14 protein-coding genes are annotated in these 15,219 nt (G+C 63.2%); 8 read left to right on the forward strand and 6 right to left on the reverse strand.

Annotated elements, in window-relative coordinates; genetic code table 11:
• Nucleotides 1-162 precede the first annotated feature (162 nt).
• The 3 genes from aat (at nucleotide 163) to infA (ending at nucleotide 2,052) form a co-directional block, all read left to right on the forward strand.
• On the forward strand, nucleotides 163-906 hold the full coding sequence (aat, locus tag C1H69_RS09525) for a leucyl/phenylalanyl-tRNA--protein transferase (protein ID WP_102653172.1): 744 nt from the start codon (nucleotides 163-165) through the stop codon (nucleotides 904-906).
• 12 nt (nucleotides 907-918) lie between these two features.
• Nucleotides 919-1,674 (forward strand): arginyltransferase, encoded by a 756-nt coding sequence (locus C1H69_RS09530; RefSeq protein WP_102653173.1) that lies wholly within the window; start codon nucleotides 919-921, stop codon nucleotides 1,672-1,674.
• Nucleotides 1,675-1,833: 159 nt separating this feature from the next.
• On the forward strand, nucleotides 1,834-2,052 hold the full coding sequence (gene infA / locus C1H69_RS09535) for a translation initiation factor IF-1 (RefSeq protein ID WP_010627817.1): 219 nt from the start codon (nucleotides 1,834-1,836) through the stop codon (nucleotides 2,050-2,052).
• A 111-nt stretch (nucleotides 2,053-2,163) separates the two neighbouring features.
• Here the strand turns inward: infA and clpA are convergent, their stop codons facing one another.
• The 3 genes from clpA to icd all read right to left on the reverse strand — a co-directional run bounded on the left by clpA (nucleotide 2,164) and on the right by icd (nucleotide 6,369).
• Nucleotides 2,164-4,440 (reverse strand): ATP-dependent Clp protease ATP-binding subunit ClpA, encoded by a 2,277-nt coding sequence (gene clpA / locus C1H69_RS09540; protein ID WP_102653273.1) that lies wholly within the window; start codon nucleotides 4,438-4,440, stop codon nucleotides 2,164-2,166.
• A 142-nt stretch (nucleotides 4,441-4,582) separates the two neighbouring features.
• Nucleotides 4,583-4,912 (reverse strand): ATP-dependent Clp protease adapter ClpS, encoded by a 330-nt coding sequence (clpS, locus tag C1H69_RS09545; RefSeq protein WP_102653174.1) that lies wholly within the window; start codon nucleotides 4,910-4,912, stop codon nucleotides 4,583-4,585.
• A gap of 200 nt (nucleotides 4,913-5,112) precedes the next feature.
• On the reverse strand, nucleotides 5,113-6,369 hold the full coding sequence (icd, locus tag C1H69_RS09550) for an NADP-dependent isocitrate dehydrogenase (protein WP_102653175.1): 1,257 nt from the start codon (nucleotides 6,367-6,369) through the stop codon (nucleotides 5,113-5,115).
• A gap of 118 nt (nucleotides 6,370-6,487) precedes the next feature.
• Between icd and C1H69_RS09555 the strand changes: the two genes are divergently transcribed.
• A complete protein-coding gene (locus C1H69_RS09555) occupies nucleotides 6,488-7,114 on the forward strand; it encodes a pseudouridine synthase (RefSeq protein ID WP_102653176.1) in 627 nt (208 codons plus the stop codon).
• Nucleotides 7,111-7,566: an NUDIX domain-containing protein gene (locus C1H69_RS09560; protein WP_102653177.1), complete on the forward strand. Its 456-nt coding sequence runs from the start codon at nucleotides 7,111-7,113 to the stop codon at nucleotides 7,564-7,566. Before C1H69_RS09555 ends, C1H69_RS09560 begins: the two co-directional genes overlap by 4 nt.
• Here the strand turns inward: C1H69_RS09560 and C1H69_RS09565 are convergent.
• The 3 genes from C1H69_RS09565 to C1H69_RS09575 all read right to left on the reverse strand — a co-directional run bounded on the left by C1H69_RS09565 (nucleotide 7,536) and on the right by C1H69_RS09575 (nucleotide 11,869).
• Nucleotides 7,536-10,121 carry an efflux RND transporter permease subunit gene (locus C1H69_RS09565; RefSeq protein WP_102653178.1) on the reverse strand — a complete coding sequence of 862 codons (2,586 nt, stop codon included), beginning with the start codon at nucleotides 10,119-10,121 and terminating at the stop codon, nucleotides 7,536-7,538. The two genes, C1H69_RS09560 and C1H69_RS09565, sit on opposite strands and share 31 nt — an antisense overlap.
• Complete coding sequence (locus C1H69_RS09570; RefSeq protein ID WP_102653179.1) at nucleotides 10,118-11,200, reverse strand: efflux RND transporter periplasmic adaptor subunit; 1,083 nt, start codon at nucleotides 11,198-11,200, stop codon at nucleotides 10,118-10,120. The genes C1H69_RS09565 and C1H69_RS09570 overlap by 4 nt, the downstream gene beginning before the upstream one ends.
• Before the next feature lie 63 nt (nucleotides 11,201-11,263).
• On the reverse strand, nucleotides 11,264-11,869 hold the full coding sequence (locus C1H69_RS09575; RefSeq protein WP_102653180.1) for a TetR/AcrR family transcriptional regulator: 606 nt from the start codon (nucleotides 11,867-11,869) through the stop codon (nucleotides 11,264-11,266).
• 163 nt (nucleotides 11,870-12,032) lie between these two features.
• On the opposite strand from C1H69_RS09575, the gene mnmA reads away from it, so the two are divergent.
• From mnmA to purB, 3 genes are all read left to right on the forward strand, one after another.
• Nucleotides 12,033-13,145 carry a tRNA 2-thiouridine(34) synthase MnmA gene (gene mnmA / locus C1H69_RS09580; RefSeq protein ID WP_102653181.1) on the forward strand — a complete coding sequence of 371 codons (1,113 nt, stop codon included), beginning with the start codon at nucleotides 12,033-12,035 and terminating at the stop codon, nucleotides 13,143-13,145.
• Nucleotides 13,142-13,780: a high frequency lysogenization protein HflD gene (gene hflD / locus C1H69_RS09585; protein WP_102653182.1), complete on the forward strand. Its 639-nt coding sequence runs from the start codon at nucleotides 13,142-13,144 to the stop codon at nucleotides 13,778-13,780. Before mnmA ends, hflD begins: the two co-directional genes overlap by 4 nt.
• Nucleotides 13,781-13,843: 63 nt before the next feature.
• Complete coding sequence (gene purB / locus C1H69_RS09590; RefSeq protein WP_102653274.1) at nucleotides 13,844-15,208, forward strand: adenylosuccinate lyase; 1,365 nt, start codon at nucleotides 13,844-13,846, stop codon at nucleotides 15,206-15,208.
• Nucleotides 15,209-15,219: the final 11 nt, after the last annotated feature.

The raw sequence follows: 15,219 nt of genomic DNA on the forward strand, positions 1-15,219 counted from the left end.
CACCGGGCGGCGCCTTGCAGAAGCATTCACATGCAGAACTCGTTTCAGCCGCCATCATACCGGGACAGCAGGTCTTGGCACAGTGGCGTCAGCGGCGGCTTGAGCCAGAGCGGCAGCAAGGTCAGACTAGGAGCTCCTCGCCGATCAAGGAGCGCCGCTTCCATGCTGCCCTGGCTGCCTGAACAACCGGTGACCTTTCCACCCGTGTCGCAAGCCCTGCGTGACCCCGACGGCTTGCTGGCAGCTGGCGGTGACCTGACGCCGGATTGGTTGCTGGCGGCCTATCGACGCGGGATCTTCCCCTGGTACAGCGATGGCCAGCCCATTCTGTGGTGGAGCCCCAACCCGCGAATGGTGCTTTTCCTTGACGAGCTTCGCATCAGTCGCAGCCTTGCCAAGCGGCTGCGCAATGGCGCGTTCCAGGTTACCTACAACCGCGCCTTCGATGCCGTCGTCGAAGCCTGCGCAGCCCCCCGGGAAGGACAACCGGGCACCTGGATCACCCACGAGATGCACCGGGCCTATTCCGCCCTTCATGACCTGGGCTACGCCCGTTCAGTGGAGGTCTGGCGGGAAGACCGGCTGGTCGGCGGCCTCTACGGCGTCGCCATGGGCCCGGTGTTCTTCGGCGAGTCGATGTTCTCGCGGGAGCGTGATGCCTCCAAGGTGGCTCTGGTGCATCTGGGACGCGCCATGCAGGCCAGCAACGGACACTTGATCGATTGCCAGATGCATACCCGACACCTGGCCAATCTAGGGGCGCGTGATATCGCCCGTAGCGAGTTCATCGGCTATCTTGAAAAAGACCTGACGACTCCTTCATCACCGGGCGGCATCTACCCCCTACCCGACTGGCCACTACCCAATGATGCCTCGCTCGCCGAGACACCATCCGCTATCTCATAGGAGGCGGCCGACGTGAGCAGCAACGCGCCTCATCACCCGGTACGAGATCTTCGATTCTTCCTCACGGTGCCTCACGCGTGCAGCTACCTGGAGGATCAGGAAGCCACCACGCTTTTTCTCGATCCCCAGGAGTCACATAGCCAAGGGGTCTACGATACCCTTGCTCTGCTGGGTTTTCGCCGCAGTGGAAAGCACCTCTATCGGCCCCATTGCGAGGGATGCAGCGCTTGCCTTTCCGTTCGCATCCCGGTCGCCGACTTTCAACCCAATCGCAGCCAGCGCCGCACCGCCCGGCGAAATGCGGACTTGCGGCTGATCGAACGCCCGGCCCTGTTCAATGCGGAACACTATGCGCTTTACGAACGCTACATCCATGCCCGCCACCACGATGGCGACATGTATCCACCGAGCCGGGAGCAATACCGCACCTTCCTGACCCTGGATGAGCCTTACTCCAGGCTGCTGGAGTGCCGCCTCGACGATCGCCTGCTGGCCGTGGCCGCTTTCGACCAGCTGGAGCATGGCCTTTCGGCCATTTATACCTTCTTCGAACCGGCACTGGAGTGGGAGCGCCGTTCGCTGGGCACCTTTGCCGTGCTCAGCCTGGTGCAGGAGGCACGCGAGCGGGGCCTCCCCCATGTCTACCTGGGTTACTGGATCCGCGAATGCCGCAAGATGGCTTACAAGGAGGCCTATCAACCGCTGGAGATACTCGATGGACGGCACTGGAGGCGGGCCATTCGTATCGAAAATCACTTCTTTAAGTGAGGCCTCCTTTGCCTTGACGCCCAGCTTGCGGCACAATACCGCGCTATCCTGTCGGCATGGACAGTGGTTTACTCTGTTGCCGATGAGACGCGCCGGTCGCCATGAACGGCTCAAGCATCGTCTCTAGTCCTTTGTCATCACCAGCGAGGAACCGCCTATATGGCACGCGAAGACCATATCGAAATGGAAGGCGTCGTCGTCGATACCCTTCCCAACACGACTTTCCGCGTCGAGCTGGAGAACGGCCACGTCGTGACTGCCCACATCTCGGGCAAGATGCGCAAGAACTACATCCGCATTCTGACCGGTGACAAGGTCAAGGTCGAACTGACCCCGTACGACCTCACCAAGGGCCGCATCGTCTACCGCTCCCGCTGAACGCGACTCCGCGCCCGCATACTGATCGCCTCGCAATCGCCGCCCTGCACACAAGACAACGCCCCGTCCGGAAGGCAGGGCGCTGTGTCGTGCGGGTACTGGCGCAGCCCCTCAGGGAGCGTCGGCCAGCTCCGCCTCGGTGGAAAGATGCAGTTCGCCATCTTCCACGCTGACATGCACCACTCCGCCATGCTCGGCCAGTTCGCCGAACAGGATCATCTCGGCCAACGGCTTCTTCAGCTTCTCCTGGATGATACGGGCCATCGGACGAGCCCCCATGCTCGGGTCGTAGCCCTTTTCGGCCAGCCAGTCACGAGCGTCCATGTCCACATCCAGTTGGACCCGCTTCTCGTCGAGCTGTGCCTGTAGCTCCACCAGGAACTTGTCCACGACGCTGCGCACCACCGAGGTGGGCAGGGAATGGAACTGGATGATGCCATCCAGGCGGTTGCGGAACTCCGGCGAGAAGGTCTTGCGAATGACCTCCATGGCATCGGTGGAATGATCCTGGGTCTGGAAGCCGATGGATCGACGCGCCTGCTGCTCCGCGCCAGCGTTCGAGGTCATGACCACGATCACATGACGGAAGTCCGCCTCGCGGCCATTGTTGTCGGTCAGGCGACCGTGATCCATCACCTGCAGCAACAGGTTGAAGACCTCCGGATGTGCCTTCTCGACCTCGTCGAGCAGCAACACGCAGTGCGGCTGCTTGGTGATCGCCTCGGTCAGCAACCCACCCTGGTCATATCCCACATAGCCCGGGGGGGCGCCGATCAGACGGGACACCGTATGGCGCTCCATGTATTCGGACATGTCGAAGCGAACCAGCTCGATGCCCATGATGCGCGCCAGTTGACGAGCCACTTCGGTCTTGCCCACCCCGGTGGGGCCTGCAAAGAGGAAGCTGCCCACCGGCTTGTCCGGTGACTTGAGGCCCGCACGCGACAGCTTGATCGCTGCCGACAGGCTGTCGATGGCCTCATCCTGGCCAAACACCAGCATCTTGAGGTCGCGGTCGAGGTTTTCGAGCAGCTTGCGGTCGGAACTGGACACGCTCTTTGGAGGAATCCGCGCGATGGAGGCGACCACCGCCTCGACCTGGTCGACGTCGATGGTCTCGACCCGCACCTCCGGCGGCAGCAGGCGCTGGTGGGCACCGGCCTCGTCGATCACGTCGATGGCCTTGTCCGGCAGGTGGCGATCATTGATATAGCGATCCGCCAGCCTGGCCGCGCTCTCCAGTGCCGCATCGGTGTACTTTAGGCGATGATGCTCCTCGAAGCGTGAACGCAGCCCCTTGAGGATACGGATGGTGTCGTCCACCGAGGGCGCCATGACATCGACTTTCTGGAATCGACGCGCAAGCGCCCGATCCTTCTCGAAGATGCCACGGAACTCCTGGAAGGTCGTGGACCCGATGCAGCGCAGCTCACCGGAAGAGAGCAGCGGCTTGAGCAGGTTCGAGGCGTCCATCACACCGCCCGACGCCGCCCCGGCGCCGATCACCGTATGGATCTCGTCGATGAAGAGAATGGCATTGGGCTGCTTCTTGAGTTCGGCCAGAAGCCCCTTCAGCCGCTTCTCGAAGTCCCCCCGGTACTTGGTACCGGCCAGCAGTGCGCCCATGTCCAGCGAGTATACGACCGCATCGCTGATGACGTCGGGCACGTCCTCCTCGACGATCCGCTTGGCCAGTCCTTCGGCAATGGCGGTCTTGCCCACCCCGGCCTCCCCGACCAGCAGCGGATTGTTCTTGCGCCGGCGAGCGAGAATCTGGATCACCCGTTCGAGCTCATGCTCACGCCCGATCAGGGGATCGATCTTGCCCAGTCGCGCCTGCTCATTGAGGTTGGTGGCGTACCCGGTAAGCGGATTGGTGCTGGTCTCGACACCGCCCTCTTCCGCCTCTTCCGAATCCGGCGAGGGAGATGACGGGTTGTGGCCATGGCCGGCCACCTTGGAGATCCCGTGAGCGATGTAGTTGACGGCATCGACCCGTGCCACGTTCTGCTGCTTGAGGAAGTAGACCGCCTGGCTCTCCTGCTCGGAGAAGATCGCCACCAGGACGTTGGCACCGGTGACTTCGCTCTTGCCCGATGACTGCACGTGGAATACCGCCCGCTGCAGTACACGCTGGAAGCCCAGAGTCGGCTGGGTTTCGCGGTCACTCTGATCCTCGGGAATCAGAGGGGTGGTGGAATTGATGAAATCCTGCAGATCGGACCGCAGCTTGTCGAGGTTGGCCCCACAGGCTCTCAGCACGTCTGCCGCGGAGGCGTTATCAAGCAAGGCCAGCAGCAGGTGCTCCACGGTCATGAACTCGTGCCGCTTGGAGCGGGCCACGGTAAAGGCCGTGTTCAGGGTCAGTTCAAGTTCTTTGCTCAGCATGGCAGTCCCCTTCTCGCCGCTTAGGGCTTGCATCGGATCTTTCGTGGTCCGGCATCATCAACATCGGGCACAAACGCCGCCGTTGCAAGTCTCTATCCTCAACGACTGCCATTTAGATCCCGTCTCGACCATGTCCGGGAGGTCAGTCAGCCGCTTCGATATCGCAGAGCAGCGGGTGCTGACATTCTCTTGCATATTGATTGACCTGATGGCTTTTGGTTTCCGCGATGTCGCGGGTGAAGATGCCACAGGTGGCCTTGCCCCGGGTATGGACCGTGAGCATCACCTGAACGGCGGTCTCGCTATCCATGTGAAAGAAGCTCTGCAGCACTTCCACCACGAACTCCATGGGAGTGAAGTCGTCGTTGTGCAGCACCACCTTGTACATCGGTGGGCGTGCCACGTCAGGGTCCGACGACTGGACGGCCAGATCACCGTCGCCTTCCTCGTCAGGATGCGGCGGCTGCGTCATACCTGCGATCACACCGGCAAGCCTCCACGCGTTCGGGTCTTCTCTATAGAACATAAAAGCCACACACCATCTCGACAAGCCGGATGTCTCAGGCGCCCCAACTTTCCTTGGACGCCGAGAAACCGACAGGGTTCATGGTTCGGACGCAAAGGGCCCTCGTCCGCATGGCGGACGAGGGCCCCGTCAGGACGCCGGACCAATTACATGTTGTCAGCGACGGCCTGGCCGAACTCGGAGCATTTCAGTAGCTTGGCATCGTCCATCAGGCGATGGAAGTCATAAGTGACCTCGCCCTTGGAAATGGCCTTTTCCATGCCCTTGAGCACCAGATCGGCAGCCTCGACCCAGCCCATGTGACGCAGCATCATCTCGGCGGAGAGAATCAGCGAGCCCGGGTTGACCTTGTCCTGGCCGGCGTACTTCGGCGCAGTACCGTGGGTCGCCTCGAACATGGCCACGTTGTCGGAGAGGTTGGCGCCCGGTGCAATACCGATGCCGCCGACTTCTGCCGCAAGAGCATCAGACAGATAATCACCGTTGAGGTTCAACGTAGCAATGACGTCGTACTCTGCCGGACGCAGCAGAATCTGCTGCAGCATGGCGTCGGCGATGACGTCCTTGACCACGATGTCCTTGCCGGTCTTGGGGTTCTTGAACTGCATCCAGGGGCCGCCGTCGAGCAGCTCGGCGCCGAACTCGTCCCTGGCAATCTCGTAGCCCCAGTCCTTGAAGGCACCTTCGGTGAACTTCATGATGTTGCCCTTGTGCACCAGGGTCAGCGACTCGCGGTCGTTGTCGACGGTGTACTGCAGGGCCTGACGCACAAGGCGCTTGGTGCCTTCCACGGAGACCGGCTTGACGCCGATACCGCAGTTTTCCGGGAAGCGGATGTTGGTGACACCCATTTCCTCGCGGAAGAACTTGATGACCTTGTCGGCTTCGGGAGAACCGGCCTTCCATTCGATACCGGCATAGATATCTTCGGAGTTCTCGCGGAAGATGACCATGTCGACATCACCGGGCTTCTTCACCGGGCTCGGCACGCCTTCGAACCAGCGAACCGGACGCTGGCAGACGTAAAGATCGAGCTTCTGGCGCAGGGCCACGTTCAGGGAGCGAATGCCACCACCCACGGGGGTGGTCAGCGGGCCCTTGATGGAAACGACGTAATCCTTGACGGCTTCCAGGGTCTCTTCCGGGAGCCAGGTGTCGGCATCATAGACCTGAGTGGCCTTCTCACCGGCGTAGACTTCCATCCAGTGGATCTTGCGCTCACCGTTGTAAGCGTGCTGCACGGCTGAATCGATGGCAATCTTCATTGCCGGCGTCACGTCGACGCCAATGCCATCACCTTCGATGAAAGGGATGATCGGCTCGTTCGGCACGTTCAGGGTGTTGTCAGCGTTGACGGTGATCTTTTCGCCGCCTTCAGGTACGACAATTTTCTGGAACCCCATTGAGAACTCCCCTGTCTGGTCTGTTCAGTGGAGCGCGGAGTATAGCATTCACCCGGACAGTCGGAGTAGGCTTGCCCCCACATTTGTCGACAATCTATGGTAGCAAGACCTTGGTCGAATGAGCATTCTCTATCTCCTGCACAAGCCTTACCGCATGCTTTCCCAGTTCACCGACCGGCCGGCCGACGCTGATACGGAGGGCGGCGGGGACCGACGCGCCACCCTGGCCGATGTCATCCCCGTGCCCGGTATCTATGCCGCCGGCCGGCTCGACTACGATTCCGAAGGCCTGCTGCTGCTGACCGACGACGGTGCGTTGATACACCGCATCAGTGACCCTCGCCACAAACAGCCCAAGACCTATCGGGTACAGGTGGAAGGCCAACCGAGCGATGCCGCCCTGCAGGCACTGCGCAATGGAGTAAAATTGAAGGATGGCACCACGCGACCGGCCAAGGCGAGACGCCTTGGGACAAGCGGCCTGCCCGAGCGCAACCCGCCTCTGGACACGAAGCGCCATCCGGTCACCACCTGGCTGGAGTTGACCATCAGTGAAGGCCGCAACCGCCAGGTGAGACGGATGACCGCCCATGTGGGCCACCCCACCTTGCGACTGGTGCGCGTGGCCATCGGTCCCTGGCGGCTCGACGGCCTGGCTCCGGGGCAGTGGCGCCAGGAAACATTGCACGCCCCTCGCCCCAACGCACCCAGGCGCTCGAGGCGCCACACAGGAGAGCGCCGATGAATCGCTGGCAACCGCACGTTACCGTAGCCACCGTCGTGGAACGCGCCGGACGCTTCCTGTTGGTGGAAGAAGCTCCCGATGGTCCCCGCAACCCGTCCCTGTTCAACCAGCCGGCCGGCCACCTCGAGCCCGGCGAGCGCATTCGTGATGCCGCACTGCGGGAGCTGCGCGAAGAGAGTGCCTGGCAAGTCGGCATCACCGATTATCTCGGCATGTATGTCCATGAGGCCCCCAATGGCCTTACCTTCCATAGTCATGGCTTCTTCGGCATGGCCCTTGCCCACCTGGGCAATGACCTGGACTCGGGCATCCTGGCCGTCCACTGGCTGACGCTGGATGAGATCGAGGAGCTGGAGCGCCAGGGCCGCATGAGGAGCCCCTTGGTGATGCGCCGCATCCGTGATGCCATGGCGGGTCGTTTCTACCCCATGGATACCATCCACGAGCGTTGAGGTTTCATGACCAGGCGATAGAGTGCCGGGATCACGAACAGCGTCAGCAGTGTCGATACCATCAGCCCCGAGATGATGGCCCAGGCCATCGGCGGCCATAGCGTCGACTGGGTCAGGGTCAGGGGAATCATCCCGGCAACCGTCGTCGCGGTAGTGAGCAGCACCGGCCGGGTTCGTCTTGCCACTGCGCCGACCACCGCCTCGTTCAGTTCCATGCCCTGCCTGCGATTGGCGTTCATCACGTCGATCAGCACGATGGCGTTGTTGACCACGATGCCCACCAGGGCCACGACGCCCAGCATGGCGGTGAAACCGAACGGCTGGCCGGTCAGCCATAGGCCGGGGATCACGCCGATGGCGGCCAGCGGTACGGTGGTCAGCACGATGCCCAGTTGACGGAAGGAATTGAATTGTGCCAACAGGAAGACGACCAGCAACAGCGCGCCGAACGGCAAGGTTCGGAACAGGGCCGTATTGGCGTCGTCGGCCGATTCCGCCGCGCCGCCCACGGTATAGCTCACGCCCTCCGGCAGTTCGAGCTCGGCCAGCCGGGGCAGGATCACGTCCAGCACACCGGCATAGGTGTACCCTTCCCCCACCTCGGCCAGTACCGCGGTCATTCGCTGCAGGCTGCGGTGCTGGATGACCGCCGGCTGCCAGACCGTGTGCAGGGCCGCCACCTCACCGAGAGGGACCGACTCGCCATTGTCGGTGGCCAGACGCAGCCCCTCGAGGCCGGCCGCCGGGAAGCGCTCGCCTTCCGGCGAACGGACCAGCAAGGGAGCCGGATCGCGACCGGCACGCCAGGTGCTGACCTCGACACCACGGCTGGCTCCCGCCACCGCCATGGCGACGTCCTGTCGCGCCAGCCCGAATTGCGCGGCGCGCGCATCATCCACCGTGACTCGCAGCGTGGCCAGCCCTTCGCCCAGCAGATGTCGCGCATCACGTGAGCCCTCGGCCGTGCGCACCACGCTCAGGATGCGACTGGCCGCTTCCGCGAGCCTTGCCCTGTCCTCGCCGAATACGCGAATCTCGATCGGCGCATTCACGGGGGGCCCCTGCCCCAGCCGTCGGGCCACCACGTCGGCCTCCGGCAACTGCTCTGGTGCGACAGCCCTCGCCCACTCCATCAGGCCGGCCAGGTCGTCGGCACTTTCCGCCTCGACGACCAGGCGGGCCAGGTGCGGCTGACGCGGCTGTTCGGCCAGGTTGTAGTAGAAGCGGGGACCACTGGAGCCGACGAACCGGTGCACTCGCAGCACTCCCGGCCGGGTACGGAAATCGGAAGCCAGTACACCGGCGTGATGGGCGGTGTAGTCGAGATGGGTGCCCTCGGCAAAGTGCAGATCGACGACCAGCTGGTTGCGGTCGGTATCGGGAAAGAAATCGTGGTTGAGCAGCGGTAACATGGCCAGCGCACCGGCCAGCAGCCCCACGGCACCCACGAGGATCCAGGCCGGCCAGCGGACGGCGCACCGGGCGATGCAGGTTCCCATATGCTGCAGGCCACGACGTCCCGGGGTGCCCCGGGGCTTCAGGAGGCCGGCCGCAAAGACGGGCGTGACGAAGACGGCATAGAGATAGCTGATGACCAGGGTCAGCATCACCATCACCGGGATGGCCCGCGTGAAATCGGCGGTATTGCCACTGGACAGCAGCAGCGGCACGAAGGCCGCCAGGGTCGTTCCGGTAGCGGCCAGCAGCGGCTTGGCCAGCTCCGATACCGAGCGTGTCGCCGCTTCCGAGGCCGACGCGCCTTGGTCACGATGCCACTGGATGTTTTCCACCATGACGATGGCGTTGTCCACCAGCATGCCCAGCGCGATCACCATGCCGGCCACGGCAATCTGATGAAGGACTCCACCTCCCATGGCATAGATGGCCAGGGAGGAAAAGGTCACCAGCGGGACGATCAACATCACGGACAGCCCCAGCCTCAGCCCCATGGCCAGGAACAGCAGAACCCCAAGAATCGTGATCCCCAGCAATAGCGAGAAGCCAAGCTCGGCCAGACGCTGCTCGACCCAGCGCGGCTGGTAGAACATCTCCTCTATCTCGAGTGGTGCGTAGCCGGGACGCAGGTCGTCGAGCAGCGTGCGCAACGTTTCGCCAAAGCGAACCGCATTGACCCGATCCTGGGACAGGATGATCCCGAGGGCCACGGCCGGCTTTCCGTCATGCCAGAGACGCTCCACGGCAGGCTCCCGTGCCATGATGTGGATGTCGGCCAGTTCTCCCAGCGGCACGGTATCATAGACATGCTCGTGCATCTCGATCTGCACATGGGCCAGGCCCAGCCGGGCGGTGCCGATGATCTCGTTGACCTCCTCGACCTGGGCCAGCTCCTCTTCCAGGGGATTGAGCACCAGTCTTTCCACCTGCTCCGGTTCCGCCCCGGGATAGGGGACCATGACCTGCCCGAAGCGGTAGGGAAAGAAGGGGTCCTCCTGACGGTCCATGGCCAGCCAGGCTGCCAGCCCCAGCGAGGCGAGCAGGGCCGTGACGGTCAATACCAGGCGACGATGCTGCAGGGTCGACAGTACCCAGTTCATGGCAGCACCCGCACCCGATCGCCCTCTTCCAGGCGTCCCTGGCCGGCCGTCACCACCCGGTCGCGGGGGGTGAGCGTCGCCGCCACGGCTACCCAATCGTCGACCAGGCGGCCCGGCACCACCGGCACCCGCCGAACGACATCGTCCTCGGACAGAGTGAGCACATAAGGTGCGTGCCCGCCGGGGTCTAGCACGGAGGAAAGGGGCACCTGCAGCGACTCCGCGGCAGGCACGGCCAGGTGCACTTGTACCGACTCCCCCGGTGCCAGGTAGGCGTCGGCATCGGTATCGAGGGAGACGATGACCGGCGCCAGGGCGGAGTCGGCCCGCCCTACGGTATCGATTCGCCCAGTGAAACGGGTCTCGTGCAGGGTTGGCATGATATCCACCGGCATGCCCGCCGACAGCCTCTCCCCGAGCATGGCGGGCACACGAACCTCGATCTCCAGCCCGTTGATTCCGGAGAGCGCGAGCACCGGCTGGCCCGCCGACACGAAGTCGCCCGGCTCGACATAGAGGTCCGTCACTGCGGCATCGAAGGGAGCCTTCAGTGTCATCTCCTCGACCTGGGCCTGTGCATCGGCCCGGCGGGCAACGGCCTGTTCCCTGGCTTGGGCGGTCGCCTCCTGCTCCGATACCAGGCGGTCCAGCTCTTCCTCGGCGATCAGGTTTCGTCCGCGCAGGGTGCGGGCCCGCTCAACATCCCGCCCGAGCCGGACAAGATGGGCATCGAGCTCCTTCACTTGCCCCCCGGCAATCGCCAGGGCCGGCGGCAGCGCCGGGTTATGCAACAGCGCCAGGGGGTCTCCCTTCTCGACCCGCTGGCCACGTTCAACCAGTCGTTCACGCAGGACACCCGCATGCAGAAAAGCCGGTGTCACGCGCTCCTTTGCCCGCACCGTGCCAGGAAACCGAAGCCTTTCCTCCCGGGCACCGATGCGAACCTCCATGACATGCACGGCTGCCCGTGTATCACCACTTGCAGCGTCCACCGCGGCGGGCGTCGGGTCACAGCCCCCCAGCATCACCGCAAGCCCGAGGACCAGCAGCACCCCTGTGCCCTTTCGCCCATGAATCATGTTCTTGCTCCCCTATCAACAAACTGGCCGACCAGTCAATTAACGGATCAAATATAAAGGGGCTCAGTCGCGGGGCACGACCCCTTCCATGAATATCTTCAGAAAATCGTCCAGGAAGGCCTCGTCATCGCCCATTCCCGGCCAATGCTGGTGATGGCACCTGGCCTCGAACCATTGGGTACAGGTCATGACAAAGGTCGCCACCAGGTGGGCCGGGTTGACGTCGGCACGCAGCAATCCGCGCTTCTGCGCCTGACGTACCCACTCGGCTCCGGCACCCATCAGTTGCGCGTCCATGTCACCGCAGCTCGTGTCTCCCTCCAGGTGCGTCCAGGCAAACAGCCTTACCGCGCTGGGATTCGCCTGCAGGTAATGAAAATAGGCGACCACCGACTCCCGAAGCAGGGCTGCGTCGGGCTCTCCCGCCTCCTGCAGCATCTCCATCTGGGCCCGAAAGTACTGCTCGAAGGCGTGTTCCTTGACGGCTTCCCAGAGCTTTTCCTTGCTACCAAAATGGTGGTGGATCAGACTCTTGGTCACGCCAGCCGCTTTCGCCAGCTGACTCATCGTGACACTGGAAAAGCCATGTGCCACGAAGAGATCCGTCGCGGCATCCATGATGCGCAAGCGGGTCAGGTCCGGATCTCGGGTCGTCGTTGGATTCGTCATGCAGACACGCTAATGCTAACTGGTCGGCCGGTCAATTATTTTTTCACCTTCGCTCGACCATAACGCCAGCAGCCCTGCCCACCCTGACGCGATGGTCGAAGCCACGAAGCAAGATAGGGTATAATCCTCGCCCATTTGCGACCCACTCAATCCGAGAGCGCCCATGACCGCCACCTCAGGCAAGGTGATCGTCGGTATGTCCGGCGGCGTCGACTCCTCCGTTTCCGCCCTGCTGCTGCTGGAGCAGGGGTACCAGGTCGAAGGCCTGTTCATGAAGAACTGGGACGAGGACGACGGCACCGAGTACTGTACCGCCAAGGCCGACCTGGCGGACGCCCGGGCCGTCTGCGAGAAACTCGGCATCAAGCTGCATACCGCCAATTTTGCCGCCGAATACTGGGACAACGTCTTCGAGCACTTCCTGGCCGAGTACAAGGCCGGGCGCACACCGAATCCGGATATCCTGTGCAACCGGGAAATCAAGTTCAAGGTGTTCCTCGAATACGCCGAGATGCTCGGTGCCGAGAAGATCGCTACCGGCCACTACGTTCGCGGCGGCGTGCGCGATGGGCGCCCCCGGCTGCTCAAGGGTATCGACGTCAACAAGGACCAGAGCTACTTCCTGCATGCCGTGCCGGAGGCCGCCATCGCTCGCACCTTGTTTCCGGTGGGTGAACTGGAAAAACCCGAGGTGCGCGCCATCGCCGAGCGCCACGACCTGATCACCGCCAAGAAGAAAGACTCCACCGGCATCTGCTTTATCGGCGAGCGGCGCTTCAGCGATTTCTTGAAACAATACCTGCCGGCACAGCCAGGAACGATCGAGACACCCGAAAGTGACGTCATCGGCGAGCATATGGGGCTGATGTACTACACCCTGGGCCAGCGACAGGGGCTCGGGATCGGCGGGCTGGCCGATTACCCGGAGGAGCCCTGGTACGTGGCCTTCAAGGACCTGGAGCGCAACGTGCTGGTCGCCGTACAGGGCAAGCACCACCCCCTGCTCTACAGCGATTCGCTGGCCACCGAAGCGATGGACTGGGTGGCGGGCGAAGCGCCCGCCGATGCCGGGCGCTTCACCGCCAAGACCCGTTATCGCCAGGCCGACGTGCCCTGTGCCATGCGTACCCGGGACGACGGCGGTGTCGAGGTGCGCTTCGACGATCCTCAGCGCGCCGTCACCCCCGGCCAGTCACTGGTCCTTTACGATGGCGACATCTGCCTCGGCGGCGGGGTGATCCACGACACATGGAATGCCATGGAGCCAGCTGCATGACTGCGACCCCGATCCACCGAACCCCGGACTCTCCCACCGCTCGCCAGGCCCTGGCCCTGGCCGGGGTGTTCCAGGCGGCCAGCCTTGTCGACGAACTCGCCCGTACCGGCCAGGTCGACCAGCGTGCCTGGGAAACACTGATCCGTGCCACGCTCGACACCAACCCCGAAAGCTTCGAGGCCATCTATGGCGGCCACCCCAATAACCTGCGCCGCGGCCTCGAGGTGCTCGAGTCGGTGGTGGGGCGCAAGCAGGCCAATCCCGTCGTACTGCGCTACGGCTTCTCGTTGCTCCTGTTGATGAACAAGCTGCGCCAGGATGACGACATGATGGCCGGACTGGGTCAGCACCTGACGCGCATTCAAGGGCAGGCCGAACACTTCGATGCCACCCACGAGAACGTCATCGCCAGTCTCGGCGGGGCCTATCAGGACACGATCTCCACCCTGAAGACACGTATCGTGGTGCAGGGCGACCCTTCCCTGCTGCAGAGCCGCATGATGCCCGAGCGTGTTCGCGCCATCCTGCTCGCCGGCATTCGTTTCGCACTGCTCTGGCACCAACAGGGCGGCCGCCGCTGGAAGCTGGTCTTCCAGCGCGGCGCCCTCAAGAAAGCCCTGGATCAACTGGGCTGACCCCGCTGACCGGGCCACTCTTCTCCACACCGTATCGGAAAATCGACCATGCAAGCCGCAACCCTGCCTCTCTCCGCTCTCACCGCCCTCTCCCCCGTCGATGGCCGTTACGGCAGCAAGGCCGAGGCGTTACGCGAGCACTTCAGCGAATTCGGCCTGATCCGCGCCCGGGTCGTCGTCGAGATCCGCTGGCTCCAGCGCCTGGCCGAACAGGCCGGCATCACTGAAGTGCCGCCGCTCTCCGCCGAGGCCACCGCCTTCCTCGAGACTCTGGTCCGTGAGTTCTCGCTTGCCGACGCCGAGCGCATCAAGACGATCGAGCGCACCACTAATCACGACGTCAAGGCGGTGGAGTACTTCATCAAGGAGAAGATCGAAGGCCAGCCGGAGCTACATGCGATTACCGAATTCGTGCATTTCGCCTGTACCAGCGAGGACATCAACAACCTCTCCCATGGCGTGATGCTGACCGATGGGCTGAAGACCCTGCTGCCGGTGATGCACCAGATTGCCGATGACATCACCCGCCTGGCTCACGAGCATGCCGCCCTGCCGATGCTCTCGCGCACCCATGGACAGACGGCAAGCCCCACCACCCTGGGCAAGGAGATGGCCAACGTCGCCTATCGCCTGCGTCGTCAGCTGAAGCAGATCGAGAGCATCGAGATCCTCGGCAAGATCAACGGCGCCGTAGGCAACTACAATGCCCACCTGGCTACCTACCCGAATGTCGACTGGGAAGCCAACGCCCGCACATTCGTCGAGGGGCTGGGGCTGACCTTCAACCCCTACACCACCCAGATCGAGCCCCACGACTACATTGCCGAGCTGTTCGACGCCATCTGCCGTTTCAATACCATTCTCATCGACTTCGACCGGGACGTGTGGGGCTACATCTCCCTGGGCTACTTCAAGCAGAGGACCGTGGAAGGCGAGATCGGCTCATCCACCATGCCACACAAGGTCAACCCCATCGATTTCGAGAATTCCGAAGGCAACCTGGGGCTGGCCAACGCCATCCTCGGCCACCTGGCCCAGAAGCTGCCCATCTCCCGCTGGCAGCGCGATCTCACCGACTCCACGGTATTGCGCAACCTGGGGGTGGGCCTGGCCTACGGCCTGATCGCCTATCAGGCATCGCTGAAGGGTATCTCCAAGCTCGAAGCCAACCCGGAGCGACTGGCCAGCGACCTGGATGCCAGTTGGGAAGTGCTCGCCGAGCCAATCCAGACGGTGATGCGCCGCTACGGCATCGAGAAGCCCTACGAGAAACTCAAGGAGCTGACCCGTGGCAAGCGCATCGACCAGGCCGGCTTCGCCGCCTTCATCGACAGCCTCGAGCTGCCGGCCGAGGTGAAGACCGAGCTCAGGGCCCTGACGCCTGCCACCTATATCGGCAACGCCGAGGAGCAGGCCCGAATACTTTGAGGCCCAGACCA

Origin of the sequence: Billgrantia endophytica, from assembly GCF_002879615.1 — a bacterium.
GTDB lineage: Bacteria > Pseudomonadota > Gammaproteobacteria > Pseudomonadales > Halomonadaceae > Halomonas > Halomonas endophytica.

Bases quoted from the DNA above. Each gene is read 5' to 3' on its own strand.
- aat (WP_102653172.1), top strand. From the start codon at position 163: ATGCTGCCCTGGCTGCCTGAACAACCGGTGACCTTTCCACCCGTGTCG.
- infA (WP_010627817.1), top strand. From the start codon at position 1,834: ATGGCACGCGAAGACCATATCGAAATGGAAGGCGTCGTCGTCGATACC.
- clpA (WP_102653273.1), bottom strand. From the start codon at position 4,440: ATGCTGAGCAAAGAACTTGAACTGACCCTGAACACGGCCTTTACCGTG.
- clpS (WP_102653174.1), bottom strand. From the start codon at position 4,912: ATGACGCAGCCGCCGCATCCTGACGAGGAAGGCGACGGTGATCTGGCC.
- icd (WP_102653175.1), bottom strand. From the start codon at position 6,369: ATGGGGTTCCAGAAAATTGTCGTACCTGAAGGCGGCGAAAAGATCACC.
- C1H69_RS09555 (WP_102653176.1), top strand. From the start codon at position 6,488: ATGAGCATTCTCTATCTCCTGCACAAGCCTTACCGCATGCTTTCCCAG.
- C1H69_RS09560 (WP_102653177.1), top strand. From the start codon at position 7,111: ATGAATCGCTGGCAACCGCACGTTACCGTAGCCACCGTCGTGGAACGC.
- C1H69_RS09565 (WP_102653178.1), bottom strand. From the start codon at position 10,121: ATGAACTGGGTACTGTCGACCCTGCAGCATCGTCGCCTGGTATTGACC.
- C1H69_RS09570 (WP_102653179.1), bottom strand. From the start codon at position 11,200: ATGATTCATGGGCGAAAGGGCACAGGGGTGCTGCTGGTCCTCGGGCTT.
- C1H69_RS09575 (WP_102653180.1), bottom strand. From the start codon at position 11,869: ATGACGAATCCAACGACGACCCGAGATCCGGACCTGACCCGCTTGCGC.
- mnmA (WP_102653181.1), top strand. From the start codon at position 12,033: ATGACCGCCACCTCAGGCAAGGTGATCGTCGGTATGTCCGGCGGCGTC.
- hflD (WP_102653182.1), top strand. From the start codon at position 13,142: ATGACTGCGACCCCGATCCACCGAACCCCGGACTCTCCCACCGCTCGC.